Origin of the sequence: Mesorhizobium sp. M0217, from assembly GCF_040321955.1 — a bacterium.
In the GTDB taxonomy this organism is placed as follows: Bacteria; Pseudomonadota; Alphaproteobacteria; order Rhizobiales; family Rhizobiaceae; genus Mesorhizobium.
Map to the genome: position 1 here is coordinate 420,464 of NZ_JAMYSN010000001.1, position 25,106 is coordinate 445,569.

General features: G+C 63.9%; 18 protein-coding genes. 2 read left to right on the forward strand and 16 right to left on the reverse strand.

Annotated features, from left to right (window positions below; translation table 11 throughout):
- Positions 1 to 17: 17 nt before the first annotated feature.
- On the reverse strand, positions 18 to 1,955 hold the full coding sequence (gene asnB / locus NKJ18_RS02125) for an asparagine synthase (glutamine-hydrolyzing) (protein WP_352499094.1): 1,938 nt from the start codon (positions 1,953 to 1,955) through the stop codon (positions 18 to 20).
- A 583-nt stretch (positions 1,956 to 2,538) separates the two neighbouring features.
- On the opposite strand from asnB, the gene NKJ18_RS02130 reads away from it, so the two are divergent.
- Positions 2,539 to 3,408 (forward strand): hypothetical protein, encoded by an 870-nt coding sequence (locus NKJ18_RS02130; protein WP_023828185.1) that lies wholly within the window; start codon positions 2,539 to 2,541, stop codon positions 3,406 to 3,408.
- 207 nt (positions 3,409 to 3,615) lie between these two features.
- Here NKJ18_RS02130 and amaB read toward each other — a convergent pair whose 3' ends face one another.
- From amaB to NKJ18_RS02185, 11 genes are all read right to left on the reverse strand, one after another.
- The gene (amaB, locus tag NKJ18_RS02135) at positions 3,616 to 5,130 is read right to left on the reverse strand and encodes an L-piperidine-6-carboxylate dehydrogenase (RefSeq protein WP_023735004.1); all 1,515 of its coding nucleotides are present in this window, start codon (positions 5,128 to 5,130) and stop codon (positions 3,616 to 3,618) included.
- Between the two features lie 175 nt (positions 5,131 to 5,305).
- Positions 5,306 to 6,580: an RNA polymerase sigma factor gene (locus NKJ18_RS02140; RefSeq protein ID WP_023707663.1), complete on the reverse strand. Its 1,275-nt coding sequence runs from the start codon at positions 6,578 to 6,580 to the stop codon at positions 5,306 to 5,308.
- The gene (locus NKJ18_RS02145; protein ID WP_023671781.1) at positions 6,577 to 6,951 is read right to left on the reverse strand and encodes a YciI family protein; all 375 of its coding nucleotides are present in this window, start codon (positions 6,949 to 6,951) and stop codon (positions 6,577 to 6,579) included. The genes NKJ18_RS02140 and NKJ18_RS02145 overlap by 4 nt, the downstream gene beginning before the upstream one ends.
- An 82-nt stretch (positions 6,952 to 7,033) precedes the next feature.
- Entirely contained in the window at positions 7,034 to 8,134 is a 1,101-nt protein-coding gene (locus NKJ18_RS02150) for a DNA topoisomerase IB (protein WP_023710988.1), read from the reverse strand.
- 63 nt (positions 8,135 to 8,197) lie between these two features.
- Complete coding sequence (locus NKJ18_RS02155; RefSeq protein WP_023671779.1) at positions 8,198 to 8,959, reverse strand: hypothetical protein; 762 nt, start codon at positions 8,957 to 8,959, stop codon at positions 8,198 to 8,200.
- Positions 8,956 to 9,834: a glycosyltransferase family 2 protein gene (locus tag NKJ18_RS02160; RefSeq protein WP_352757748.1), complete on the reverse strand. Its 879-nt coding sequence runs from the start codon at positions 9,832 to 9,834 to the stop codon at positions 8,956 to 8,958. Before NKJ18_RS02160 ends, NKJ18_RS02155 begins: the two co-directional genes overlap by 4 nt.
- Positions 9,827 to 10,762 carry a glycosyltransferase family 2 protein gene (locus NKJ18_RS02165; RefSeq protein WP_023686317.1) on the reverse strand — a complete coding sequence of 312 codons (936 nt, stop codon included), beginning with the start codon at positions 10,760 to 10,762 and terminating at the stop codon, positions 9,827 to 9,829. Before NKJ18_RS02165 ends, NKJ18_RS02160 begins: the two co-directional genes overlap by 8 nt.
- A 101-nt stretch (positions 10,763 to 10,863) precedes the next feature.
- Positions 10,864 to 11,748, reverse strand: coding sequence for a transglutaminase family protein (locus NKJ18_RS02170; protein WP_023683456.1), 885 nt, complete (start codon positions 11,746 to 11,748; stop codon positions 10,864 to 10,866).
- 1 nt (position 11,749) lies between these two features.
- The gene (locus tag NKJ18_RS02175) at positions 11,750 to 14,161 is read right to left on the reverse strand and encodes a circularly permuted type 2 ATP-grasp protein (RefSeq protein ID WP_023696879.1); all 2,412 of its coding nucleotides are present in this window, start codon (positions 14,159 to 14,161) and stop codon (positions 11,750 to 11,752) included.
- 6 nt (positions 14,162 to 14,167) lie between these two features.
- Entirely contained in the window at positions 14,168 to 17,527 is a 3,360-nt protein-coding gene (locus NKJ18_RS02180; RefSeq protein WP_352757749.1) for a transglutaminase family protein, read from the reverse strand.
- A gap of 248 nt (positions 17,528 to 17,775) precedes the next feature.
- A complete protein-coding gene (locus NKJ18_RS02185) occupies positions 17,776 to 18,972 on the reverse strand; it encodes an acyl-CoA dehydrogenase (RefSeq protein ID WP_023751298.1) in 1,197 nt (398 codons plus the stop codon).
- A 106-nt stretch (positions 18,973 to 19,078) separates the two neighbouring features.
- Between NKJ18_RS02185 and NKJ18_RS02190 the strand changes: the two genes are divergently transcribed.
- The gene (locus NKJ18_RS02190; RefSeq protein ID WP_352757750.1) at positions 19,079 to 19,990 is read left to right on the forward strand and encodes a LysR family transcriptional regulator; all 912 of its coding nucleotides are present in this window, start codon (positions 19,079 to 19,081) and stop codon (positions 19,988 to 19,990) included.
- Positions 19,991 to 20,001: 11 nt separating this feature from the next.
- On the opposite strand, the gene NKJ18_RS02195 is transcribed toward NKJ18_RS02190, so the two are convergent.
- The 4 genes from NKJ18_RS02195 to NKJ18_RS02210 all read right to left on the reverse strand — a co-directional run bounded on the left by NKJ18_RS02195 (position 20,002) and on the right by NKJ18_RS02210 (position 25,096).
- On the reverse strand, positions 20,002 to 20,184 hold the full coding sequence (locus NKJ18_RS02195) for a hypothetical protein (RefSeq protein WP_023714001.1): 183 nt from the start codon (positions 20,182 to 20,184) through the stop codon (positions 20,002 to 20,004).
- Positions 20,185 to 20,249: 65 nt separating this feature from the next.
- Entirely contained in the window at positions 20,250 to 22,571 is a 2,322-nt protein-coding gene (locus NKJ18_RS02200; RefSeq protein WP_352757751.1) for a Tex family protein, read from the reverse strand.
- A gap of 114 nt (positions 22,572 to 22,685) precedes the next feature.
- Positions 22,686 to 23,867 (reverse strand): serine hydrolase domain-containing protein, encoded by a 1,182-nt coding sequence (locus NKJ18_RS02205; RefSeq protein ID WP_023744237.1) that lies wholly within the window; start codon positions 23,865 to 23,867, stop codon positions 22,686 to 22,688.
- Positions 23,868 to 23,899: 32 nt separating this feature from the next.
- Positions 23,900 to 25,096 carry a serine hydrolase domain-containing protein gene (locus NKJ18_RS02210; RefSeq protein ID WP_352757752.1) on the reverse strand — a complete coding sequence of 399 codons (1,197 nt, stop codon included), beginning with the start codon at positions 25,094 to 25,096 and terminating at the stop codon, positions 23,900 to 23,902.
- Positions 25,097 to 25,106 lie beyond the last annotated feature (10 nt).

A 25,106-nucleotide genomic window follows, 5' to 3' on the forward strand; every position in this document is an offset into this window, starting at 1 on the left:
TCCTTTTCCTCGCCGTCTCAGGCCGCTCTTGCCGCGCCGACCGCTTGGCCGGCGAAATTCTTCTGCCACAGCTGCGTCGACAGAATGCCGACGAAGGCGGCGTTGTCGCGAAATCCGGTCGCGGTCTCCATGCGGCATTTCTCGTGGAGCTTGGCCACCGCCTTGGCGTTGAACAGGCCGCCGGCGGTAATGCTCGCCTCGCCCAGGCAGTCACGAACATAGTCTAGTTCCTCCGCCCCGACGAAGGAGCGGGCCTCCGGGGCGCGGTAAGGTTGCTTGGTGCGTTTACCGATCGCCGCCGGAAGGTGGTGCCTGGCCACCTTGCGCAATATGTGCTTCTCCATCAAGCCTTTCAGTTTCATCTCCGGCGGAAGTCTTGCCGCGAACTCTACCACGCGATGATCCAGGAAAGGAAACCGCCCTTCGATGCCGTGCGCCATGGCCATCCGATCGCCTTGGCTGGAGAGGATGTAGCCGGGCAGGAGGAAGCGGGTTTCGAGATATTGCGCCTGATGCAGCGGATGCCATAGGGAAAACGCCTCGGGTAGGCGGCTGGTCAGCTCTTCAGCTGCGTCATAACCCTTCAACGTCGCGCGCAGGTCGCCGGAAAAGAAGATTTTCGCCGCCGCCGTGGTCTTGAAGCGTGGCCGATGCGAGAACAGCGGATCGTCGAGGGCAGCGTTGCTGGTGCCGAAGAAGGCAGCCAGATACTCCACCGATTGCTGTTGCAGGCCCGGCAGATACGGGTAAAGCCGGCGGAACAGCTGCGGCCTCATGCGCGATGTGGGCTGCCGCCCGCAGAACCGGCGGACACGCGCCTCCTTGAAGACGTCGTAACCGGCGAAGACCTCGTCGGCGCCTTCACCCGTCAGCACCACCTTCAGGCCGGCCTGGCGAACCAGGGCGGACAATTTGTAGAGTGGCGCTGGCGCCGTGCGGATGATCGGCCGCTCGGTAAAGCGGATGACCTCAGGAAAGACGCTGGCGATATCGCGGGCGCCGCATTCTATGGCGTGGTGGCGCGTGCCGAGCGCCGAGGCCATTTCGGTCTGAAAGGCGCTTTCGTCATGCTCGGCGCTGTCGAAGGTTACGGAAAATGTCTCCAGTCTCCGAGGAGTCATGCCGGCGGCAAGCGCCGAAACAAGCGACGAATCGAGCCCTCCGGAAAGATAGGAACCGACCGGCACGTCGGCCCGCATGCGAAGCCTCACCGCATCGGTCAGAAGGGCTTGCAATTCCTCTGCCGCGTGGTCCTCGTTCGTGATCTTCGACGGCTCATCACGATGCGGATAGTCCAGGTGCCAGTACCGTTTGACCGTGACCTGCCCCTGCGTCGCGATCATCACACTTGCCGGTTCCAACTCGTGGATATTGCGGAACGCCGTGCGCGGAGCGATCGGCGCCCACAGCGTAAAGATCTGATCCAGCGCAACCGGATCAATTTCAGCGGAGACGCCCGGGACCTTCAGCAGGGCTTTGATCTCCGAGGCAAAGTAAAGCACCCCGTCCTTGCTTGTGTAGAACAGCGGCCGGACACCCATGCGGTCTCGTGCAAGCACCATTCGTCGCTGCCGATTGTCCCATATCGCCAAGGCGAAATCACCGTTCAGGAGAGACAAGCAGTCTTCGCCCATCTCCTCATAGAGCTGAAGGATGACCTCTGTGTCGCTCGACGTCCGAAAGTGCCGGCCCTTGGCGATCAGCCCTTCGCGCAGTTCTATGTAGTTGAAAATCTCGCCGTTGAACGCAATCGTCAAATTGCCGGCCTCGTCGGACATCGGTTGCTGGCCATCGCCGATGCCGATCACCGACAGCCGCGCATGCCCGAGCCCGGCATCGGGTGCTACGAATTTCCCTTGCTCATCCGGCCCACGATGGGCAATTGCGGCTACCATGTGCGTGAGCAAAGCTTCCGCATCCCGGATTGACCCGAAATAACCCCCGAATCCACACATCCCTTGAACTCATATTGAACGCTAAGGTACGGAACATAACCTCGATAGTGGCATCTGGGGTTAATCCGATAATTTCACCGAGCATGTGGTTAACAAGAAGTTTGCCACGATGTGGTCTTCGTGGCTAGGACGCGATGGCTCTCCATCACCTCGCGCTTGCGGCCGTAATAGCCGGAACGATAGCCCAGGCGCTCCGACGTGGCGAACCGCCTGGATACAAACGGACCGCGCGCAACGTGCTGGCGATCTTAAGGCAAATTCAACCGCAGGCTGCCGGGCTGACTATTATTGCGGTAGGTTTTTCAACGGTTGCGATGGCTTAGCGTTTTCCGACACGCCCTAGGCGCGAACGGACCAGAGCGTTTCCAAAAAAGTGTGACACGGTTTTCTCTGCAGAAGCGCGCGGCGCTTCTCAAGCAATTTGCCTCGAAATCAAGAGATGACGGGGGTTTCAACGTGTCTGTAGAACGGTTGATCGCTCTAGGCCTTTTGTCCGGGTTGGCATGGCCTGACACGGGCGGCTAAGGCTGGAAATGTGATTGCACGTCTTCGCTGCCGGGGGGCTGGCCGGAGGACGAGGAGGATGGCGCTGAATTTCGAATATATTGCCGGCCATCCGGCGCTGCACCGTCATGTCGAGGCGCAGTCGAAGGCGTTGCTGCATATCTATGAAACGAGCCCACGCCTGGCCGCCGTGTTCGCCACGCAACAGCGCTGGTTGCTGGCTCACACCGGCCTAGCCCTGCATTTCGCCCGCGACCCGCGCGATCCCCGCACGGAACTGACACTGGCCCGCTTCATCGATGCCGTGCTTCACTATTCCGTCGCTAGCCGCAACACGGCCGAAGCCTTCATCAAGGAGATGCTATACTATCACATCATCGAATACCTGCCGCACACCGGTGATGGACGAGCCCATCCCTTTCAGGTGACGGCAGCGACGCTGAAGGAATTCGACGGCTGGGTGGTTGCGCATCTGCGCACGCTCGACGGTCTCGACAGCGGCAGCCGCCTCGCCGCCTTTCTCGAGCAGCACGGCATGATTTCCAGGCTGCAGCCGCTGGTGGCGGAAGGCCTGCTCTCCTCCAACCCAGTGCGTGAGCCCAAGCAGACGTTTTCGCTGTTCATCTGGCTCAACAATGGCGGCATCGTCATGGATTGGCTGATGTCCGGCATCGATCCCGACAATGCCGCCCTCGACCGGATCCCGACCAGCGTGGTTTCGATCGGCGAATTCGCCAGTTGGCTAAAACTCTCGCGCACCCATCTTGCGCGCAAATTGCGCGACGCCGAAAAGCTCGGCAGCGTCGGCTGGCTGGGCCGGCGCGGGCATTCGGTGATGTGGGTGTCCAACAGCTTCTACCAGGAATACATGACCGTGCAGGCCGCCAAGCTTGCCGTCATCGATGCCGCGTTCGAGGCCTGCCGACCGGCGTCGCCGCACGCTGGCTGAACGTTCGGCGCAGACGCTGTTGCGCAGCCGATCGTGCCGACCGCGAGGACCCGTCCGGGCGCATGGCCGAGGTGGCCTTTCCGCCGTCGGGATACGGACATCTGGACAGCGGGGGCGAAGCCTGAAAGCGGAACGATCCGCGCGAGCGGCAGCGATCCGCCCGACGGGTTCGGGTGGATCAACTGGTCAAAAGCCGGGCGCAGCATCTCAATCGATGTCGAATGACACGCCCTGCGCCAGCGGCAGCGCCTTGGAATAGTTCACCGTGTTGGTGGCGCGGCGCATATAGGCCTTCCAGGCATCGGAGCCGCTCTCGCGCCCGCCGCCGGTTTCCTTCTCGCCGCCGAAGGCGCCGCCGATCTCGGCGCCCGACGTGCCGATGTTGACGTTGGCGATGCCGCAATCCGAACCATCGACGCCGAGGAAGCGCTCGGATTCCTGCAGGTCGCGGGTGAAGATCGACGACGACAGTCCGGCGCCGACCGCATTGTGCTCGTCGAGCACGGCATCGAAATCGGAATATTTCATCACGTAGAGGATCGGCGCGAAGGTTTCTTCGGTGACAGGAGCCACCTGCTTCGGCATTTCGACCAGCGCCGGATGCACGTAATAGGCATCGGGATGGCCATTCTCGACCCGCGAACCGCCGGTCAGCTTGCCGCCGTGAGCGGTGGCTTCCTTGAGCGCCTTCTGCATGGCGTCGAAGGCCGCCTTGTCGATCAGCGGCCCGACGAGCGAAGACGTCTCCAGCGGATTGCCCACCGAGACGCTCTCATAGGCCTTCTTCAGCCGCGGCAGCAGCGCGTCATAGACGCTGTCATGCACGAACAGGCGCCGCAGCGTCGTGCAGCGCTGGCCCGCGGTGCCCATGGCGCCAAAGGCGATGGCGCGCAGCGCCATGTCGAGATCGGCGGTCGGGCAGACGATGCCGGCATTGTTGCCGCCGAGCTCGAGCACGGCGCGCGCAAAGCGCTTGGCCAGCCGCGGGCCGACATCCCGGCCCATGCGGGTCGAGCCGGTGGCAGAAACCAGCGCCACCTTCGGGTGGTCGACCAGGATCTCGCCGACGGAGCGGTCGCCAATCAGCACCGGTGCCAGGCCCTGCGGCGCATCCGCGCCGAAGCGCTTGACCGCGCCGGCAAAAATCGCCTCGCAGGCGAGCGCCGTCAGCGGCGTCTTTTCCGAGGGCTTCCACACCACGGCATCGCCGCAGACCAGCGCCAGCGCCGCGTTCCACGACCACACCGCGACCGGGAAGTTGAAGGCCGAAATGACGCCGACGACGCCGAGCGGATGCCAGGTCTCCATCATGCGATGTCCCGGACGCTCGGTGGCGATAGTCAGACCGTAGAGCTGGCGGGAAAGGCCGACGGCGAAATCGCAGATGTCGATCATTTCCTGGACTTCGCCGAGGCCTTCCGACGGGATCTTGCCGACCTCGACCGACACCAGCCGGCCAAGCTCGGTTTTGTGCGCGCGCAACTCCTCGCCGAGCAGCCGCACCAGTTCGCCGCGCCGGGGACCCGGCACCATCCGCCAAACCTGGAACGCCGTGTGCGCGGCATCGATGGTCTTGGCCGCATCGGCCGGCGAAATCGTCTTCAGCGCCGCGATCTGTTCACCCGTCACCGGACTGCGCACGACGAGGTCGCCGCCGGTCAGCGCGTCCTTGGCCACACCCAGTTTCGCCAGAAGTTCGGCCGTTTCCTTCGCTATCGTCATTTTCATCCCTTTCAGATCCGCTCGCCATCATAGGGCGGCGGTCGAGCCTTGGCGCCATTATCGCCCGCATGCCGCAGGCGCTGTCATGGCGTGCCATTACTCGGTTCAGGGGAAAATCGCCACCCCGGCATGGTCCAAGCCGGGATTGCACGATTGAGCCAGAGGAGAAACAGGCTTAGTGCGCTGTCTTCGCCGGCGCCTTCACGGCTCCGTCTCGCATCAGCCGGTCGATATGCATGCGGATATGGGCGGCTTCCGCTGCCGTGTTGGCCAACGCAATGGCGCGATCGAAGGCGACACGCGCCTCTTCGCCACGGCCGAGCTGCATCAACAGACCGCCCTTGAGGCCGAAGAAGTGGAAATAGCCGGACAGCCTCTCGCCTAGCGGCTCTATCATGGCAAGGGCAGCTTCCGGCCCGCGCACCTTGGCGACCGCAACGGCACGGTTCAGCGTCACCACCGGCGAAGGTTGCATCGCCTCCAGCAGGCTGTAGAGCAGGTCGATCTCTGTCCAGTCGGTCTCCTCGGGGGTTGCCGCCCGCGCATGAAGGGCGGCGATCGCCGCCTGCACCTGGTAGGGTCCGGGCTTCTGGTGGCGCAGGGCCTTGTCGACCAGCGCCAGGCCTTCGTCGATCATCTTGCGGCTCCACAGCGAGCGGTCCTGGTCGTCGAGCAGCACGATCTCGCCATTCTCGTCGAAGCGGGCCGGCGCGCGCGCATGCTGCAGCAAAAGCAATGCCGTCAGGCCCATGATCTCCGGTTCGGTCTGGAACAGCCGCAGCAACAGGCGCGCCAGCCGGATCGCCTCCTCGCAAAGCGGCGCACGCGCCGGCGCCTCGCCGCTGTTGGTGGAATAACCTTCGTTGAAGATCAGATAGACCATGGCGGCAACGGCGGCGAGCCGCTCCGAGCGCTCGACCGCGCCGGGCGTCTCGAACGGCACGCCGGCATCGGCAATGCGCGCCTTGGCGCGCGTGATGCGCTGTTCCATGGCGCTTTCGCCGACCAGGAACGCACGCGCGATCTGCTTGACGGTGAGACCGGAGACGATGCGCAGCGCCACCGCGATCTGCTGCGTAGGCGGCAGATCCGGATGGCAGCAGATGAACAAGAGCCGCAATATGTCATCGCGGTAGTGCGCGCCGTCCAGCCGTTCGGCGATATCGCTCTCGGCATCTTCCAAGTCCGAGATCTGGTCCTCTTCCGGCATCGGCGCCTGCTTGGCGCGCTTGCGCACCGCGTCGATGCCGGTGTTGCGGCCGACAAAGATCAGCCAGGCCGCAGGATCGCGCGGCGGCCCGTTCTGCGGCCAGTTCTTGAGTGCCCTCAGGCACGCGTCCTGGAAAGCTTCCTCCGCCGTATCGAGATTGCGGAAATAGCGCAGCAGCGCACCCATAGCCTGCGGGCGGGCAGCGCTGATCGCCGAGCTTATCCAGGCGAGGTCTGTCATGTGGCTACTCTGGTTGGGTTGAAGACGGAAACCGGTCGGATCTCATAGGATCCGCCGCTGGGATTGACCTCGGAAAGCTCGCGCGCGAAGTCGACGGCCTCGTCGAGATCGGCGCATTCCAGCGTGTAGAAGCCGAGGAACTGTTCCTTGGTCTCGGCAAACGGGCCGTCGATGACGACCGATTCGCCCTTGACCTTGCGCAGCGTCGTCGCGGCGGTGGTGGGCAAAAGCCGCGCCACCGGCCCAAGCCGGCCGGCTTGAGCGTATTTTTCCTGCACATGCATGAGCTTTGCCATGACCTCGTCATCCTGTGCCTTGCTCCAGGAGGAGACGACATCTTCGGAGGCATAGCAGAGGATAGCGTAGAGCATGGGACGTCCTTTTCTGTCTCAAAGGACGAAACAGTAGGGCCTATGCCGACATGGCGTCGACAAAAAAGTTACGCCATTTTTGTCAGCCTTCGCTTGCCTTCAACCATCTCAGCACAAGAGCCTCTTCATCATCGAGACCGTCTATCGATCGCTTGCGCTTGTTGGCCTCGGTCATTTCGCTAAGCAGCCGCCCTTCCACCCAGGCTTCGAAAACCTGTGGATGGATGTAGCATTTGCGGCAGACGGCGCGTGTGTTGCCGAGCCGCTCGGCCACCTTGTCGATGACGGCGTTCATTACACGCTTGGTCTGCGCCTGGCTTTCGGGAAGCTCCGTCCGCGCAAACAGCGACGCGGCATGGATGGTGCCGCCCCAGGTGCGGAAATGCTTGGAGCTGAAATTGGCGCCGATCGCGTCGCGGATATAGCGGTTGACATCGTCGGAGCGCACTCCATGCCTCTCGCCATCCTCGTCGAGATATTGGAACAGTTGCTGCCCCGGAATATCCTGCGCGCCGCGCACGACCCGGGCGATGCGGCGGTCGACCAGCTTCAATTTCCATTCCTTGCCGGACTTGCCCTTGAAGGCAAAGCGCAGGCTCGATCCCTTGATGTCGACGTGGCGGTCGCGTAGCGTCGTCAGCCCAAAGCTCTTGTTGTCGCGGGCATAGGCGGCATTGCCGACCCGGATCATCGTGTTGTCGAGCAGCCAGACAATTGCCGCCACGACGCGCTCGGCCGGCAGGCCACGGCGGCGCAGATCGGCATCGATCCGGCGGCGCAGCTCCGGCAGGCTTTCGGCAAAGGCGACAAGGCTGGAGTATTTGGCGCCGTCGCGCTCGGCGGCCCACAGCGGATGGTAGCGGTACTGTTTGCGCCCGCGCTGGTCGCGGCCGGTCGCCTGGATGTGGCCGGCGGGATCGGGCGAGATCCACACATCCGTCCATGCCGGCGGAATGGCCAGCGCCTTGATGCGGGCAATGGCTGCCGCGCCGAGGGCCTGTCCTTTCGCGCCCTTGTAGGAAAAGCCTTCGCCCGCCTTCAGGCGCCGGATCCCCGGCTCGCTGTCGCTGATATAGGTGAGCGAGGCCTGTTCGGCAGCGGTCTGCGCGCCGTTCTTCGGCGCTCCATCGTCCCCCCGTCCGGCAGCCGACCGGCCGGATGGCGTCCCAGATTTGTCAAGCATGCCCGCTCCACGAAATTTTTCTCGTAGATAAGCGCCAAGCCGACTGCTGGTTCCACCCCGTTGCTATGGAATGTGGTCGGGTCCACCAATGGTGGCATCAGCCGGCACGGCCATCCAGAGGCCGCCATCGTCGACGTGAGGCGGATGGTAGTCGCGCCCGGGCGGAATCTGTTCGAACACGGCCCCTGCCTCATCGGCAAGGTAGTCATAGCCCACATCCTGCAGGAGCCCCTTTGGATCAAGGTGGTGGTAGAGATTGCGGCGGGCGATCCGCCGCTTCGGCTCCATCATCTTTAAATGATAGAGGTTGAGCCCGCTGTTGCGGGCCTTGAAACCAAGATCGGGAGGATACCAGAGCCCGTGCAGGTCCTCTGGTCGGTACTTCGCCGGATCGTAGGCTCTGAACAGACGATACTGGAACTTTTCGGCCCACAGCCCGTCGACCCGGTACTCGGTCGGCGAATACAATTCGCGGAGCCGGAACCCCCAGGCCATGCGCCTGTAATCCCCCGTCAGCTGTCCGATCCGCTCCGCGGTACCGCGTTCCAGCCGCTCATCGGGATCAATAGCCAGGATCCAGTCGGCGGCAGCTTCATGCGCTGCGTCGAGTAAGATCCGCCGCCGCTGCGGCTCGCTGCTGAACACGCCGGTCGCCCCGCGATCGTCATAGGCAATCCAGCCGTCAACGACCGGATCGATATTGGTGATCAGATCGGCAACCAGATGCGCGTCATAACGATAGCTGAAAACTGCGACCGTTCTCTGGCGCGTCCAGAACAGTCGGCTCCGTCGCCAGCGTCGAGGCTTGATTTGGCTCGTTATCATTTTCTTGTTGCCGCTTTCACGCGATTTCGCACGCCAATATAGACACCCACGGATTTGACCAGCAGGGCAAGCCAGACAATTGGCATCGACATCATCGCGAAAGTTCGATCCCGATCGGAAAGCCCGATCTTCGCCAGCTTGCGGGCATTCCGCCGATCGCGAAACGTGTCGCGAAAACACCGAAACGGAGTGTTCAGGGCAGACGCTGCGAGGTAATCGCCGCGGCGACAGCCGCGCCTGTACTGATCGGCAAGCAATCTGGACAGCCGGGTTTCGTTGCGATGAACGGTTTGCACCTTAGGCTCCCACACCGGCTGCAGTTCCTGCGGCAGCCGCCCCAGGAATTCGGTGTCTTCGGCAGCAGGCATGGTTTCATCGAACAAGCCAAATTCATCGAACAGCCGCCGATCGAACGACACGCCGTAACGCAGCGCACGATCCGACGGCAGACCGGGAAGCCGTCGCATGAACATGATCAGATGAGCCGCACAGGCGATCAGATTGCGCGGATGGCTATTCACCATCGCGCTCGCCACGGCGCGGTCGCCAGCCAGATGCCGTTGCATCCGTGCCTCGGCCCAGCCCGAACAGGCGAGGCAATCATCGGCAAGAAAGGCAACGAAAGGCGCTTTGGTGGCCGCAATGCCGAGATTGCGGGCTGCGCCTACAAACAGCCTTCGACCGACCTCGATCACTGGCACCTTGACCCCGGCGCCGGTCAGCAGCGCCAGGACCTCGCCTCCGCCCGAGTTGACCACCATGATCTCGAGCGGCGCATTCTGATCCAGCAGGGATGTCACCGCCTCGACGATTTGAGCCGGCGCGCGATAGCCGATGACAATGACGGCAAGCTGCGGCGGGGCTGATTCAGGCACGTTGCAACTGGACGCGCGGAGAGGAAAACCAGCGCCGCAGCGCCAGCTTCAGCTGGTAGCGCCTGCAACGCCAGGTGTTCGACCGCACCTTCGGCGCCGCCGCCGCGATCCTCAGGAACCGCGCCGCCGTCTCCAGATCGCCGCGCGCATAGTGAACCCGGGCGATCTTGAGGGCGACCAGCCCCTCCCTGGTCTTTAGCGACGACAGTGGGATGCCACAGTCAGTCAGCTCGCGCAGCGCCAGCCGCCAGTCGAGAAAGCGGCGCACCGGCCTGGTGATGAAGCGATCATCGGAACGCACTGCCGAAACGTGGTAGATCATGACGGGATGCACGATCAGGGCAAGCGACGCCCTGCCCATCAGCCTGGACCAGAACAGCGTGTCCTCGTCATAGGCAAGCCCGGTCGGGAAGCGCGTGTCGCCGACGACGCGCCGGGAAACCAGCGCACTGCCCACGGCGATCGAGCGAATGTGACCTTCCAGATAGGCCGAGGCATTGGCTATACCGTCTTCTATGTAGCCGGCTGGAAGCTTGAGGTTCCGGTTCTCGCCATCGGTGCGCCGACGGTAGGCGCCGATCACCATGTCGGCGGCCGGTTGCTCCCCCGCCCGGACCAGCATCGACCGCAGCCCGCCCTCCAGATGCAAGTCGTCGGCGTCGATCAGGTAGATCCAGGAGCATTGCGCCTGCGCCAGCGCCACATTGCGGGAGCCGCCCGCGTCCCGGCAGCTGCTCTTGAGCACGCGCAACGGCAACGAGAATTGCGTGGCGGCATTCAGCGCGGCTTCTGCCGTCCCGTCCGAGGAGGAATCGTCGACCAGCAGCACCTCGCCGATAACCTCGGCTTCGGAACGAAGCGAGGCCAGCGTGGCCGCAATGGTTGCCGCCGCATTGTGCGCCGGGATGATGACACTGATTGCCGTCAATACCGAACTCCGCATCAGCATGCCTGCCGACCGATCCTCCCCGAAGTTTCGACCGAGCATAACGGGCATGGCCGTTGTTGAGAAGCTGTGCTTCGAGGCTGTCAGGCCTTCTCGAGCGCGACCGGGATGACGTCGACGGCCTGGTCGCCGACCTGGCCGCCGGTGGTTTTCAGCACGCCGACGATCGGAGCCACGTCGGAATAGTCGCGGCCATAGCCAACGGTGATGTGGTCGTTGCTGGCCCGCATGCCATTGGTCGGGTCGAATTCCTGCCAGCCGGCATCGCGCCCACACCACACCTTGACCCAGGCATGCATGGCATCGGCGCCTTCGAGCCGCGGCTTCCCTTTCGGGGGAATGGTGCGCAGGAAGCCGCTGACATAACCCGCAGGAATACCTAGCCCGCGCAGGCCGGCGATCATGATGTGGGAGAAGTCCTGGCACACGCCCCGCTTCAAACGGAAGGCATCGCTGGCCCCGGTACGCACCGTGGTCGCTTCCCCGTCATAGGTGAAGTCGCGGTGGATGCGGTTGCACAGATCGATGGCCATGCCGACCGTCGAGCCGCCGGCGCTGTCGCGGGCATAGGCGGTGATCGCCGCATCGATGCCGGCATGATCGCTGGCGGCGAGAAAGTGATGCGGTGCATCCGGCGCCAGTGACCGTACGGCGCCGAGTTCTTCCCGCAGGCGCTGCAGATCGGGCGACACGTCGAGCCCAGGCTCCGGCCGTGACACCGACACGCGCGCGCTCATTCTGATGTCGAGCCCGTCATGGACGTCGCGAAAGGCGATCGCGGTGACATTGTTGCCGAAGAAATCGGCAAAATCCGTGCGCTCCGATGGGGTCGGCACAAACGAAAGCGAGGCCGCGATCACGCGCTGCACGCCGGCAATGGTCGGCGGCAATACACGCACCTGATGCCGGCTGCCACCGGCCGCGGCGTCATAATCGTAGCTGAGATGAAGCCTGATATCGTACAGCATGTTAACCGAAATACGCTTTAGCCAGGCTGCTATAGAGGTTGCCGATCTCAGTTGCGAGATCGTCCAGCACCTCCGCCGACATCTCCGATGGCTCCATGACGGCAATTGCCGTGTTGAGCTGCAGGATTTCCTTGGCCGCGACCGACATATGCCCCTCCGGCCCAACCGATGGCAACAGGCCGATCTCCGCCTTCAGCCGTTCGAGCTGGAACAGGATCGAGCGCGGGTTGAGTGGGTCGAGCGCCAAGAGGTCGATCACCGTGCGCCGTCCGGCCCGCACCGGATATTGCCGGCGGTGGGTCATGACGCTGTCGCCGATCTCCAGCATCATGTCGAGCGAGCCGTCCGGCGCACCGGACCTTGTCAGTCGGGCTAGCGTACGGGCGATCTGGATGCCGCGCTCGATCCGCCGGCCGATCTCGAGGAAACGCCAGCCGGTGAAACGGTACATATTCTCGTGCAACAGGCCAGAGAAACCGGCGAGCTTGCGCAGCATGACCGTCATCGCCCGTGTCGCGTCGTCACCCGGCGCCACCGTGGTGGCGAACTGATGAATGGTCTTCGACAGGTCCTTCAGCGCCAGCCAGCCATCGGGCGAAAAGCGGTCGCGGATCTGTCCGGCGCTGTAGACGGCGCTGTCCAGCGTGCCGATCAATCCGGGCGGAATGGCCGCTTCGAGATCGATGCCGAAGGGTTCGAGATAGTCCCTGATATCGGCGAGCAGCAGCATGTCAGGATCGGACGTCTCGGCCAGCCGCACATGATAGGCGCGCAGGATACGCACCGTATCTTCCGAACGCTCGATATAGCGGCCGAGCCAGGTCAGGTTTTCCGCCGCGCGGCTGGGCAGGCTGCCCGGCATGGTGCGGACGAAGCTGTCATGCTCCTGCGGCAGCAGCGTCTCGCGCTCGACCGACCGGTCGCTGACCACCCAGACGTCGGCCGCCTGGCCGCCGCGCTGCATGGCGATGGCCGTCGGGTCGAGCGAAAGGCCGACACGGGCGAAACCGCCGGGCATTACCGTCCAGCCATCGGGCGTGCGCGCGAGATAAACGCGCAGGCTTGCCGGCCGTGGCTCCAGCCAGCCGCCGACATAGACCGGCGTCGTCGACAGCGTCACCGCTTCCTGGCCGACGAAACCGCTGCCATCGCTCTCGATGCGCGCGATCAGCGCGATGCGTTCCTCCGGCGTCAGTGCCGAACCGAGCCTGGTCTGGCCGTCATCCTCAAAGGCCAGCCGCGTCGACAGCGCCGGACCGATCACCATGCGATCGATATTGGCAAGCACATGGGCCCGTTCGGTTGCTTGCCCGCACCACCAGGTCGCCACGCTTGGCAACAGAAGTTCTTCGCCGCGCAATGCGCGCGAAATCTTCGGCAGGAAAGCGAGCAGCGCCCGGGTTTCCATCAAGCCCGAACCCAGCGCATTGACCGTCGAAACCGTGCCGCGGCGGATCGCCTCGACCAGCCCCGGGGTGCCGATATGCGAGTCTGGCCGCAGTTCCAGCGGATCGGCGAAGGCGGCATCGAGCCGCCGCCACAGCACGCTGATCGGCATCAGCCCCGAAACCGTGCGCACCATCAGCTTGCCGCCGGCGACGGTCAGATCCTCGCCCTCGAGCAGCATGATGCCGAGATAGCGGGCGATATAGGCGTGCTCATAATAGGTCTCGTTGAGCGGCCCCGGCGTCAGAATGGCGACGCGGCCGTCATTCTCCTTCGCCATGCCGATCAGAGCATCGCGAAAGCGACGGAAGAAACCGGCCAGGCGATGCACATGCATCTCGCCATAGATGTCGGACAAAGCCCGCGTCGTGGCGACGCGGTTTTCCAGCGCAAAGCCGGCGCCCGACGGTGCCTGCGTGCGGTCGCCCAGCACCCACCAGCTTCCATCCGGTCCACGGCCGAGCTCGAAGGCGCAAAAATGCAGGAAATGACCGCTGGCCGGCATGGTGCCGACGACGGGGCGCAAATATTCGGGGCTCGCCGCAATCAGGCCTGCCGGCAGGATTCCCTTCTCGATCAGCCGGTTCGGCCCGTAAATATCAGCGACTATCTCCTCGAAAAGCTCGGCGCGCTGGACGAGACCGGCGCTGATCCCGGCCCATTCCTTGTCTTCGATCAGCAGCGGGATATGCGCCAGTGGCCATTCGCGCTCGTTGGCGCCGGCCTTGTCGTAGACGCGATAATAAACGCCGGCGTCGCGCAGATACTGGTCGGCGCGGGCAAAGCGCTGGCCCAGCTTTTCGGGACCCAGCTCCTCCAGCGCCTCGATGAAGGGCGCCCAGGCCGGACGCGGATGGCCCGAAGCATCGACCATCTCGTCGACGACGCCGTCAATCGGCTGGTAGTGCTCCAGCAGACTGTGCCTCAGCGGCTTGCCGCGGACCTTTTTCTGATTCCCCTTTGCCATCGCTGATCAGAGTCTTGCTGGCCGCCTGAGGTCAAGGGTCATGGGGAAGTCTTCAGAGGCTTCTTCATTGCGCAGCACATAGGCCGACGGCGTATGGCCGCGCGGCTCGAAGCGGGCGAGACGCCTCGCCTCGGCCTCATTGCCGTTGACCGGGAACGTGTCGTAGCTGCGCCCACCTGGATGCGCGACATGGTAGACGCAGCCGCCCACCGCCCGCCCCGTCCAACGGTCGTAAATGTCGAAGACCAAAGGCGTGTTGACCGGCAGCGCCGGATGCAGGCCCGACGAAGGCTGCCAGGCCTTGAAGCGCACACCGGCCACCGCGACCTCGCGATTGTCGGTGACCTTCATCGGCACGATTCGGCCATTGCAGACAATGGCATGACGTTCCGGGTTGAGGCCTTCGGTCCTGACCTGCAGCCGTTCGACCGAGGAATCGACGAAGCGCACGGTGCCGCCGATTGCGCCTTGCTCGCCCATGACATGCCACGGCTCCAGCGCCTGCCGCAGTTCCAGCTTGATGCCGGCATGCTGGACTTCGCCGCAGAACGGAAAGCGGAACTCCAGCTGGGCATCGAACCATTCCGGCCGGAATTCGAAACCGTTGAGCTTGAGGTCGTCGAGCATGTCGAGGAAATCCGCCCAGACATAATGCGGCAGCATGAAACGGTCATGGAGCGAGGTGCCCCAGCGCACGAAGCGGCCATCAAGCGGGTTGTTCCACGCACGGGCGATGATGGCTCGTACCAGCAATTGCTGCGCCAGCGACATGCGCGCATTGGGCGGCATCTCGAAACCGCGGAACTCGACAAGCCCAAGCCGGCCGGTCGGGCCATCGGGCGAAAACAGCTTATCGATGCAGATTTCCGACCGGTGCGTATTGCCGGTGACATCGGTCAACAGGTTGCGAAACAGTCGGTCGACCAGCCAAGGCAGCGGTGGGTTGCCCTGGCCCGGGTGCGGCACCTGCGCCATCGCGATCTCGAGTTCGTAAAGCGAGTCGTGCCGCGCCTCGTCGAAGCGCGGCGCCTGGCTGGTCGGGCCGATGAACAGGCCGGAGAATAGATAGGACAGCGACGGGCGCCGCTGCCATTGCAGCACCAGGCTCTTCAACAGATCGGGCCGGCGCAGGAACGGGCTGTCATTGGGCGTTGCGCCGCCGACGACGACATGGTTGCCGCCGCCGGTACCGGTGTGGCGGCCGTCGATCATGAACTTGTCGGCGCCAAGCCGCGTCTGCCGTGCTTCCTCGTAGATCGCCGTCGTCGTCGCCACGCAGTCCTGCCAGTTGGCAGCCGGATGGATGTTGACCTCGATGACGCCGGGATCGGGTGCCACCCTGATAACGTTGAGGCGCGGATCGTGCGGCGGTCCATAGCCTTCGATATGCACGGGAAGGCGGATCGACTTGGCCGCGTTTTCTGCGGCTGCGACCAGTTCGAGATAATCTTCCAGCGCCTCGACCGGCGGCATGAACACGCAAAGCCGCCCGTCGCGCGGCTCGACCGAAAGTGCTGTACGCACCGCGCCGCCGATCTCGGTGATCTCCTGCTCCACCCGGTCTTGCTGGCCGGTCGTCGCAGTGAACGATACCGCCTGCTGGCGCCGCGCCATCTCGTCGGCGCCTTCCAGTTCGGCCGGAGCCGGTTCTGGCAGTATGGCTTCCCGCGCCGGCAGCGGTCCACGCGGCAGCGACGGATCGACCGGCACGATATAGGGGAACTGTGCCGGCGGCACATAAGGCAGCGTGCCCAGCGGCAGGCGGTAGCCGACCGGGGAATCGCCCGGCACCAGGAACAGCCGCCCGCGCCGCGTCTTCCATTTCTCCGAGCGCCAGCGCGGGTCCGATGCCTGGCTGTTCCAGCGCTGGACCGGCAGCACATAGCCGGACGGCTTGGTCAGCCCGCGCTCGAACACTTTCGCCATGCGGCTGCGCTCTTCGGGGTCTTCCAGTTTGGAGTTGGACGGATCGACATTGTCGGGCAGCTTACCTTCCTTCAGCAGCCATTCGGCCGGGTCCTCATAGGCCTCGCTGACCATCGCCTTGTCGATGCCGAGTTCGCCGGCGATTGCCGTCAGCAGGTTTTCCGCCTGCTGCGGCCCGACCTTCGCATCGCTCTTTTCGCGCGCGATCAGCGACGGATCGCTCCATACCGGCTGGCCATCGGTGCGCCAATAGAGCGAAAAGGTCCAACGCGGCAGGCTTTCGCCCGGATACCACTTGCCCTGGCCGTAATGGAGGAAGCCGCCCGGCGCGAAGCGTTCGCGCAATTTACGGATCAGCGCATCGGCCTTTTCGCGCTTGGTCGGGCCGACGGCGGCGGTGTTCCACTCGGCGGACTCGAAATCGTCGATCGACACAAAGGTCGGCTCGCCGCCCATGGTCAGCCTGACATCACCCGCTTGAAGTGCGGCGTCGACCTTGTTGCCCAGCGCATCCAGCGCCTGCCAGCTTTCGTCCGAGAATGGCTTGGTGATGCGCGGATGTTCGGCAATGCGGTCGACACGCATGTCGAAGCCGAACTCGACATTGGCAAAGCTCGCCATGCCGGAAATGGGCGCGGCGTTGCGGAAATGCGGCGTGGCCGCCAGCGGCACATGGCTTTCGCCGGTGAGCAGGCCGGACGTCGGATCGAAGCCGATCCAGCCGGCGCCCGGCAGATAGACCTCGCACCAGGCGTGCAGGTCGGTGAAATCGACGGCGGTTCCGGCTGGGCCATCGAGCGCGACCAGATCGGGCTTCAGCTGGATCAGATAGCCGGAGACGAAACGCGCGGCGAGGCCGAGATTCCTGAGGATTTGCACCAGCAGCCAGCTCGAATCCCGGCACGATCCCTTTTTCGCGGCCAGCGTTTCCTCCGGCGAGAACACGCCGGTTTCCATCCGCACGATATAAGCGATCTCCCGCTGCAGCCGCGCATTGAGGTCGACGACGAAATTGACGGTGTTGGTGGCGCTACGGTCGATGGTTGCGAGGAAAGCAGACAGCAGCGGCCCCGCCGGCTCCGGCGTGCGGTAGATGGCGAGATCGTCCCTGATGTCTTCGGGGTACTCGAACGGGAAGGTCTCGGCCGATGGCTCGACGAAGAAATCGAACGGATTGTAGATCGTCATGTCGGCGACGAGGTCGACCTCGATCTTCAATTCCGTCACCGGTTCCGGGAAGACGAAGCGGGCCAGGAAATTGCCGTAGGGGTCCTGCTGCAGATTGACGAAGTGGTTCGCCGGCCCGACCTTCAGCGAATGGCTGAGCACCTTGGTGCGGGAATGCGGTGCCGGCTGCAGCCTGATGACCTGGGGCCCGAGAACCACCGGCCGGTCATATTTGTAATGGGTCAGGTGGTAGACGGCTGCCAGTATTGCCATGGGGCCCCGGAGATCGGCGTTTCTTCAGCCGAACCCTGACACATCTATTGGCCATTCTCCAAGCAGAGATGTTGCGATGCACCTAAATTAAGCAGCCGAAGCCGGCTACGCTGTGTCGAGATTCAGGTCAGGCCGAGTCGAAAATGGCTGATACCGAGAACCGGAGCAGAGCGTACTTTTGGTACGCGAGCACCGGAAGCGCAGGTATCGGCCATTTGCAGGCCGGCCTCACTTGAATTCGGCACAGCTTAGAAAAACGCCTGTATCCCCGTCTGAGCCCTGCCAAGGATCAGCGCATGCACGTCATGCGTGCCTTCATAGGTGTTGACCGTCTCCAGGTTCTGCGCGTGGCGCATGACGTGGTAGCCGATCTGGATGCCGTTGCCGCCATGCATGTCGCGGGCCTGGCGGGCGATGTCGAGCGCCTTGCCGCAATTGTTGCGCTTGACGATCGAGATCATCTCCGGTGCCATCTTGCCCTCGTCCATCAGCCTTCCGACCCGCAAGCTGGCCTGCAGGCCCAGCGCGATCTCGGTCTGCATGTCGGCGAGCTTCTTCTGGAACAGCTGCGTGCCGGCGAGCGGCTTGCCGAACTGCTTGCGGTCGAGGCCATATTGCCGCGCCCGGCGCCAGCAATCGTCGGCCGCGCCCATCGCGCCCCAGGAAATGCCGTAGCGCGCGCGGTTGAGGCAGCCGAACGGACCGCCGAGGCCCTTGGCGTTGGGCAGCAGCGCATCTTCGCCAACCTCGACGCCTTCCATCACCACTTCGCCGGTGATCGACGCGCGAAGGCTGAGCTTGCCGCCGATCTTCGGTGCCGAAAGCCCCTTCATGCCCTTTTCCAGCACGAAGCCGCGGATTTCGTCCTTGCCGTTGTCGCCCTTGAGCTTCGCCCAGACGACGAACACATCGGCGATCGGCGCGTTGGAGATCCACATTTTCGAGCCGGAAATCCTGTACCCGTTCGCGGTCTTCTCGGCCCGCGTCTTCATACCGCCGGGATCGGAACCCGCATCCGGTTCGGTCAGGCCGAAGCAGCCGATCCATTCGCCGGAGGCCAGCTTAGGTAGAAATTTCTTGCGCTGTTCTTCCGAGCCATAGGCATGGATCGGATACATCACCAGCGACGACTGCACGGACATCATCGAGCGGTAGCCGGAATCGACCCGCTCGACCTCGCGCGCCACCAACCCGTAGGTGACGTAATTGGCGCCGAGCCCGCCATATTCCTCGGGAATGGTGATGCCGAGCAGGCCGGCCTCGCCCATCTCACGAAAAATGCCGGCGTCGGTCTTTTCCTCGAGATAGGCCTCCTCGATGCGCGGCGCGAGCTTGTCGGCGGCAAAGGCGGCCGCGCCATCGCGCACCATGCGCTCATCCTCGGAAAGCTGGTTCTCGATCAGGAAGGGGTCTTCCCAGACGAACGCGTTCTTGTCGGCGGCCATGGCTTCGCTCTCTCCCAAAATCTTGAAGTGCTCGGGCTTATCCACCTCCGCTTCGGAAAAATCAAACAAAATTGCATCACAGATCAATGAGGTTTAGTAATGGATCATGAACGTCCAACGCCGGCTTTTACCCAGCACCAGCGCCCTTGCCGCCTTCGAGGCCGTGGCCCGCCTTGGCTCCTTCACCGCTGCCGCCCAGGAACTCGATTTGACCCAAGGGGCCGTCAGCCGCCAGATAGCACTTCTGGAGGAACAGTTCGGCCGCCGGCTGTTCGAGCGCGACAGCCGCAATGTTCGGCTGTCCACGGCGGGCGAAATCTATGCCGAAGCCGTGCGGGCGGCACTCGGGCAATTGCGCGACGCCGCGCTCGGATTGATGAGCAATCGGCATAGCGGCATGCTGAACCTCGCCATACTGCCGACCTTCGGCACGCGCTGGCTGATGCCGCTGATCCCGGATTTCGTCGCAGAAAACCCTGACATCACCATCAACTTTGTCACCCGCATCGGCCGCTTCGACTTCGCCCGCGAGCGGCTCGACGCCGCCATCCATCATGGCCAGCCCGACTGGCCGGACGCCGACTCCACGCTTCTGATGCGCGAGACCGTAATGCCGGTGGTCTCGCCAGACTTCCTTGCCAGCCGCGATATCACCACGGCGGCCGACATCACCCGCCTGCCGCTGCTGCACATGGCGACGCGTCCCGGGGCCTGGGGCGAATGGTTCGAGGAACAGGGCTTGAGCGCACCGATCGGACCCGGCATGCAGTTCGAGCAATTCGGCACCGTTGCCCAAGCCTGCATGGCGGGGCTTGGCGTCGCGCTCCTGCCGCAAGTTCTTATCGCCGGCGAATTGCAGCGCGGTCAGCTCGTGCAGGCGCCGGGACAGCCGATGCAAAGCCGCAGCGCCTACTACCTCGTCGTCCCGAACGACAAGCGCGGCCACCCGCCCGTCGTCAGCTTTCGCGACTGGCTGCTGGGCCAGGTTGAGAAGGAACCGGCCGTTCTGGCCTGGTAGCTACTTCCGCTTCATCGGCTCGGTTTCCGGCTGGAAGCGCAGCGTTTTTGCGACTTGCGTTCGGCAACTTTCGCATCGAGCTTGCTTTTGATCCGGGCGAAAGCCTGGTCTCCATCGACCGAACTGCCACTCGCCATGCCCCCGTCCCAAAGACGCCCCAACTCTTGGACACTCACTTTCTCGAAACTTGCCATATCGCGCGTATCTCCACACAAGGATGGTAGATAACGCTCTAGCGATTGCAAGGAACCATTCGAGGCTACTTCCGCTTCAAGGCATCGGCCAGCGCCGCACCAAACGCGCCTTGCTGTGCCGGTCCTTCCGGCTGACGCTGCGGCATCGGCGAAGGTTGCGCTGGCTTGCCGCCGCCATTGTCGCGCGGCCCCTTCGGCGTCCCGCCCTCGCCGCCGTCCTTGCGCATGGACAGCGCGATGCGCTTGCGCTTGATGTCGACATCGACGACCCGCACCTTCACCACATCGCCCGCCTTCACCACCTCATGCGCGTCCTTGATGAAACGATCGGCCAGTTGCGAGACATGCACCAGCCCGTCCTGGTGCACGCCGATATCGACGAAGGCGCCGAAGGCCGCGACATTGGTGACGGTGCCTTCGAGAAGCATGCCGGGCTTCAGATCCTTGATATCGTCGACGCCGTCGGCAAAGGTCGCCGTCTTGAAGCCGGGGCGCGGGTCGCGGCCGGGCTTTTCCAGCTCCGCAATGATGTCGCGCACCGTCGGCAGGCCGAACCGTTCGTCAACGAAGACGCGCGGATCGAGCGCCTTGAGCGCGGCACTGTCTCCCATCAGCGAGCGCACATCGCGACCGCAGGCAGCGACGATCTTCTTGGCCACGCCATAGGCTTCCGGATGGACGGACGAGGCGTCGAGCGGCTCGCTGCCATTGGCAATGCGGAGGAAGCCTGCGGACTGTTCGAACGCGCGCGGGCCGAGCCGCGCTACCTTGAGCAGTTCCTTGCGGCTGGCGAACGGCCCGGTCGCATCGCGATGCGCGACAATGGCATCGGCAAGCGACGCGCCCAGGCCTGACACGCGGGCCAAGAGCGGCGCCGAGGCGGTGTTGAGATCGACGCCGACAGCATTCACCGCGTCCTCCACCACCGCCTCCAGCGAGCGGCCAAGCCGGTACTGGTCGACATCATGCTGGTACTGGCCAACGCCGATCGATTTCGGCTCGATCTTGACCAGTTCGGCGAGCGGGTCCTGCAGGCGCCTGGCGATCGACACCGCACCGCGCAGCGACACGTCGAGCCCGGGAAACTCAGCCGCCGCTGTCGCGGAGGCCGAATAGACCGAGGCGCCGGCTTCGCTGACGATCACCTTGAGCGGCTTTGGCCCACCATCTGAAGGCATGTCGGACAGCATGTCGGCGACCAGCTTTTCAGTCTCGCGGCTGCCGGTGCCGTTGCCAATCGAGATCAGCTCGACCTTGTGCAGGCGGATGAGCTTGGCGAGCTCCGCCTGTGTGCCGCGCACATCGTTCCGCGGCGGAAATGGATAGACCGTCGTCGTCGCCAGCACCTTGCCGGTGCCATCTACCACCGCGACCTTGACGCCGGTGCGGATGCCGGGATCGAGCCCCATGGTCGGCCGCGAGCCGGCGGGTGCCGCCAGAAGCAAATCCTTGAGGTTGCGTGCAAAGACATGGATCGCCTCTTCCTCCGCCCGCTCGCGCAGGTCGCGCATCAAATCGAGCGTCAGGTGCAGCGAAAGCTTGATCCGCCAGGTCCAGCCGGCGACTTCCATCAGCCAGCGGTCGCCCGGCAGGCTGCCGCCGATGGCGTAGGCATTGGCGATCATCCGCTCGACCGGCTTCACCGGCGAGGCATCGTCGGCATCGACCTCGATGTCTAGCGACAACACCTCTTCGTTGCGGCCGCGCAGCATGGCCAGCGCGCGGTGGCTCGGAACATTTGCCCAACGCTCGACATGCTCGAAATAGTCGGAGAATTTCGCCCCGGCCTCCTGCTTACCGTCGACGACACGGGCACGCATGAAAGCGCGCTCCTTCATGTAGGTGCGAAGCTTGCCGACCAGATCGGCATTTTCCGCGAACTGTTCCGACAGGATGTCGCGTGCGCCTTCCAGTGCGGCCTTGGCGTCGGTCACATCCTCGGTCACATAAGCCAGCGCCGCCTCGGCGGGCACCAACGACCGGTTGGCCAAAATAGCCTCCGCCAATGGCGCCAGCCCGCGCTCCCGGGCGATCTCGGCCTTGGTGCGCCGCTTGGGCTTGTAGGGCAGGTAGATGTCTTCCAGTTCAGCCTTGGTGGCGGCAGCCACAATTTTGGCCTCAAGTTCTTCGGTCAGCTTGCCCTGCTCGCGGATCGAACTGAGAATGGTATCGCGGCGCGCATCGAGTTCGCGCAGATAGGCCAATCGCTCGGCAAGGTCGCGCAATTGGGTGTCGTCGAGCCCGCCGGTGACCTCCTTGCGGTAGCGCGCCACGAACGGCACCGTCGCGCCCTCATCGAGCAGCCCTATAGCTGCTGATGCCTGCTCCGGCCGCGCCCCGATCTCTGCCGCGATGATGGATGCGATGCGTTTGCTGTCTGCTGCCATGCTGGTCCCTGTCGCAAAGAGCGGCGACCATAGGCGCTGATGTCCGTCACGCCAACCGCAGTGTTCTCAAGCGTCAAAGAGGTCCACAGGAAAGCGCCTTGCTTTGGCTCGTCCTCAGACCATCCCGCTCAGCGCCTCGAAAAAGGCAACGATCTCGCGTTCGAGCGGATAATCTTCAGGCACCGGCTGCGACCCCATTTTTGCAATCACCACTTCCGTCTTCGGGTTGACGTAGAGCCATTGGCCGTGGATGCCGATGCCGCAGAAGGCGCCGTTTGCCGCCCCCGTCTGGTACCATTTGTTACGGTAACGGCCCTTCGGGAACAGATGCACCATTGTGCCGCGCTGCCAGGCCTCCGCGCTGCCGCCGGCAACGGTCGTATCGCGCACCCAGCCTTCCGGCACGATGCCGCGGCCATTGGCCGTGCCGCCCTGCCGCATCATCTCGCCGATACGCGCCAGGTCGCGCGGCGTCACCGAAATGCCGCCGGCGGTGCGCGCCGTACCTTCCATGTCGACGCCGATCGAAGCCTCGCTGACTGCACCCAGCGGTAGCCACAGTTTCTCGCGCATCAGGTCCGGGAAGCGCTGGCCGGAAGCTCGTTCGAGCAGCAGGCCGAGCAGATCGGAATTGGGCGAACGGTAGCGGAAGGTTTTGCCGTGCGGTTCTTCGAGCCGCTGCAAGGTCAGAATGAATTCGCGCAAGCTTTCAGTGCCGCCGCCCGGATTCCACAGCGTCGCGCGGCGGTAACGGGCAAAGGCGCTTTCGGGATCGAGATAGGCCTCCTCGAAATCGAGGCTGACGCTCATATCGAGCACATGCCGGCAGCTTGCATCGGCATAGGCCGAGCCGGCGGCTTCCGGAATGTACTGGGTCACCGGCGCTTCCGGGTCGAACACGCCCTCGCCTTCCAGTATTCCGGCGATGATCGCGGTGACCGATTTGCTGATCGAAAAGATGATGTGACGGGCACCGAAATCCATATTGGGCGCGAACCAGTCGCCGATGACCTTGCCAGCCTTCATCACCGTCAGCGCGTCGCTGCTCGAACGTGTGAGGAATTCGGCCACCGTCTCCGGCGCGCCGGCGACGGGGACGTTTTCGCCGAGCAGGCCGCTCAGGTCCCGCACCGGTGCCTCGACGCTTCCCGGCGTCGCCGCCACGGGGGCGGTAGGCACCAGCTCGCCAAGGTTCTGGAACGACCAGCGGTTGAACGGGCTTTCGCGCCAGTTGGAGAGCAGCACCTCATTGCGGGCGAAGCCGTAGCGGGTCTCGAACGCGGTCTTGCCGGTCATGAACGTTTCCTCAGAGGGTGATTTGTTGTGGGTCAACCAAGCGCCATGGCGATGGTGTGCACCGCCTTCAGCGTTGCCACCGAATAGGCGACATTGCTGAAATCCGGATAGGTCGAAAGCTTGACCACGACCATGCCGGTGTCCCAGTCGATATGGATCATCTGCCCGAACACGCCCCGGCACATCAGCGCGCGTGAGCGCGGGTTTTCGATCCAGAACTGGTTGCGATAGCTGCCTTCGGGCAGGCTCGGATTGAAGTCCGGCCCATGCCTGCCGTTGCGCGTCGCCTCGATCCAGTCGGCCGGCACGATGCCGCGGCCCTTGTCGAGGATCAGCTGGCCGAAGCGGGCGTAATCGCGCAGCGTCGCGTTGAAGCCGCCATCGGCCAGCGCATAGCCGGCGCTGTCGACCGTGAAGCAAGCGCTTTCGTCGGCGCCGAGCTTTTGCCACAGCTCCTCGGACACCAGCTGCGCCAGCCGTTTACCGGTGACCCGCTCCATGATGAAGGCAAGCACGTCGGTCTCGATCGAGCGGTACTCGAACGCGACGCCATGCGGCCGCACCTTGTCCTTCAGCTGCTGGATCAACTCGAACAGATGCGGCGGCCATTGGAAATCCGGATCGCTGTCCGGCGGCACCGGCTTCCAGCCCGTGGCGACATCAACCTGGCCGATGTCGGAGTAACGGTCGGTGTATTCCTCGGAAAACCGCACGCCGGTGGTCATATCCAGCACATGCTGCACGCTGGCGCCGTCCCAGCCGGTCGCGCCGAGCTCCGGCAGATAGGCGGTCACCGGTTTGGCCGGGTCGATCAAGCCGCGCCCAACCAGAATACCGAACACGGTGCCTGTTACCGACTTCGCCATCGACTGCGACAGATGCAGCGTGCGCTCGGCCATGCCGTTGAAATAGCGCTCATAGGCGACCTTGCCGTCTTTGAGCACCAGGAAGCCGTCCGTGTAGGTCTCGTCGAGCACGCCAACGAGCGTCGTCGGACGGCCCTTGCTGTCTTCCACCGGCAGCGCGTCGAGATCGGTCTCTGCGCGCTCAAGACGATGGCGATGGCCATTGCCGCGCCAGACCTCGATGGTCGGCAGGAATTCGCGGATGTGTTGGAAGGCCCAGCGATTCCATGGCGGCCGGTCCCAGTCGAGCTTCGGCAGCACCATTTGAGGCGGCGAGCCCTGCATGATCGACGGCCGCGGATCGCTGTTGCGATAGGAGTCCATGAAAGCCATT

Bases quoted from the DNA above. Each gene is read 5' to 3' on its own strand.
- NKJ18_RS02180 (WP_352757749.1), bottom strand. From the start codon at position 17,527: ATGGCAATACTGGCAGCCGTCTACCACCTGACCCATTACAAATATGAC.
- amaB (WP_023735004.1), bottom strand. From the start codon at position 5,130: ATGACGATAGCGAAGGAAACGGCCGAACTTCTGGCGAAACTGGGTGTG.
- NKJ18_RS02170 (WP_023683456.1), bottom strand. From the start codon at position 11,748: ATGCTGTACGATATCAGGCTTCATCTCAGCTACGATTATGACGCCGCG.
- NKJ18_RS02130 (WP_023828185.1), top strand. From the start codon at position 2,539: ATGGCGCTGAATTTCGAATATATTGCCGGCCATCCGGCGCTGCACCGT.
- NKJ18_RS02210 (WP_352757752.1), bottom strand. From the start codon at position 25,096: ATGGACTCCTATCGCAACAGCGATCCGCGGCCGTCGATCATGCAGGGC.
- asnB (WP_352499094.1), bottom strand. From the start codon at position 1,955: ATGTGTGGATTCGGGGGTTATTTCGGGTCAATCCGGGATGCGGAAGCT.
- NKJ18_RS02200 (WP_352757751.1), bottom strand. From the start codon at position 22,571: ATGGCAGCAGACAGCAAACGCATCGCATCCATCATCGCGGCAGAGATC.
- NKJ18_RS02190 (WP_352757750.1), top strand. From the start codon at position 19,079: ATGAACGTCCAACGCCGGCTTTTACCCAGCACCAGCGCCCTTGCCGCC.
- NKJ18_RS02155 (WP_023671779.1), bottom strand. From the start codon at position 8,959: ATGATAACGAGCCAAATCAAGCCTCGACGCTGGCGACGGAGCCGACTG.
- NKJ18_RS02205 (WP_023744237.1), bottom strand. From the start codon at position 23,867: ATGACCGGCAAGACCGCGTTCGAGACCCGCTACGGCTTCGCCCGCAAT.
- NKJ18_RS02140 (WP_023707663.1), bottom strand. From the start codon at position 6,580: ATGACAGACCTCGCCTGGATAAGCTCGGCGATCAGCGCTGCCCGCCCG.
- NKJ18_RS02175 (WP_023696879.1), bottom strand. From the start codon at position 14,161: ATGGCAAAGGGGAATCAGAAAAAGGTCCGCGGCAAGCCGCTGAGGCAC.
- NKJ18_RS02150 (WP_023710988.1), bottom strand. From the start codon at position 8,134: ATGCTTGACAAATCTGGGACGCCATCCGGCCGGTCGGCTGCCGGACGG.
- NKJ18_RS02195 (WP_023714001.1), bottom strand. From the start codon at position 20,184: ATGGCAAGTTTCGAGAAAGTGAGTGTCCAAGAGTTGGGGCGTCTTTGG.
- NKJ18_RS02185 (WP_023751298.1), bottom strand. From the start codon at position 18,972: ATGGCCGCCGACAAGAACGCGTTCGTCTGGGAAGACCCCTTCCTGATC.
- NKJ18_RS02145 (WP_023671781.1), bottom strand. From the start codon at position 6,951: ATGCTCTACGCTATCCTCTGCTATGCCTCCGAAGATGTCGTCTCCTCC.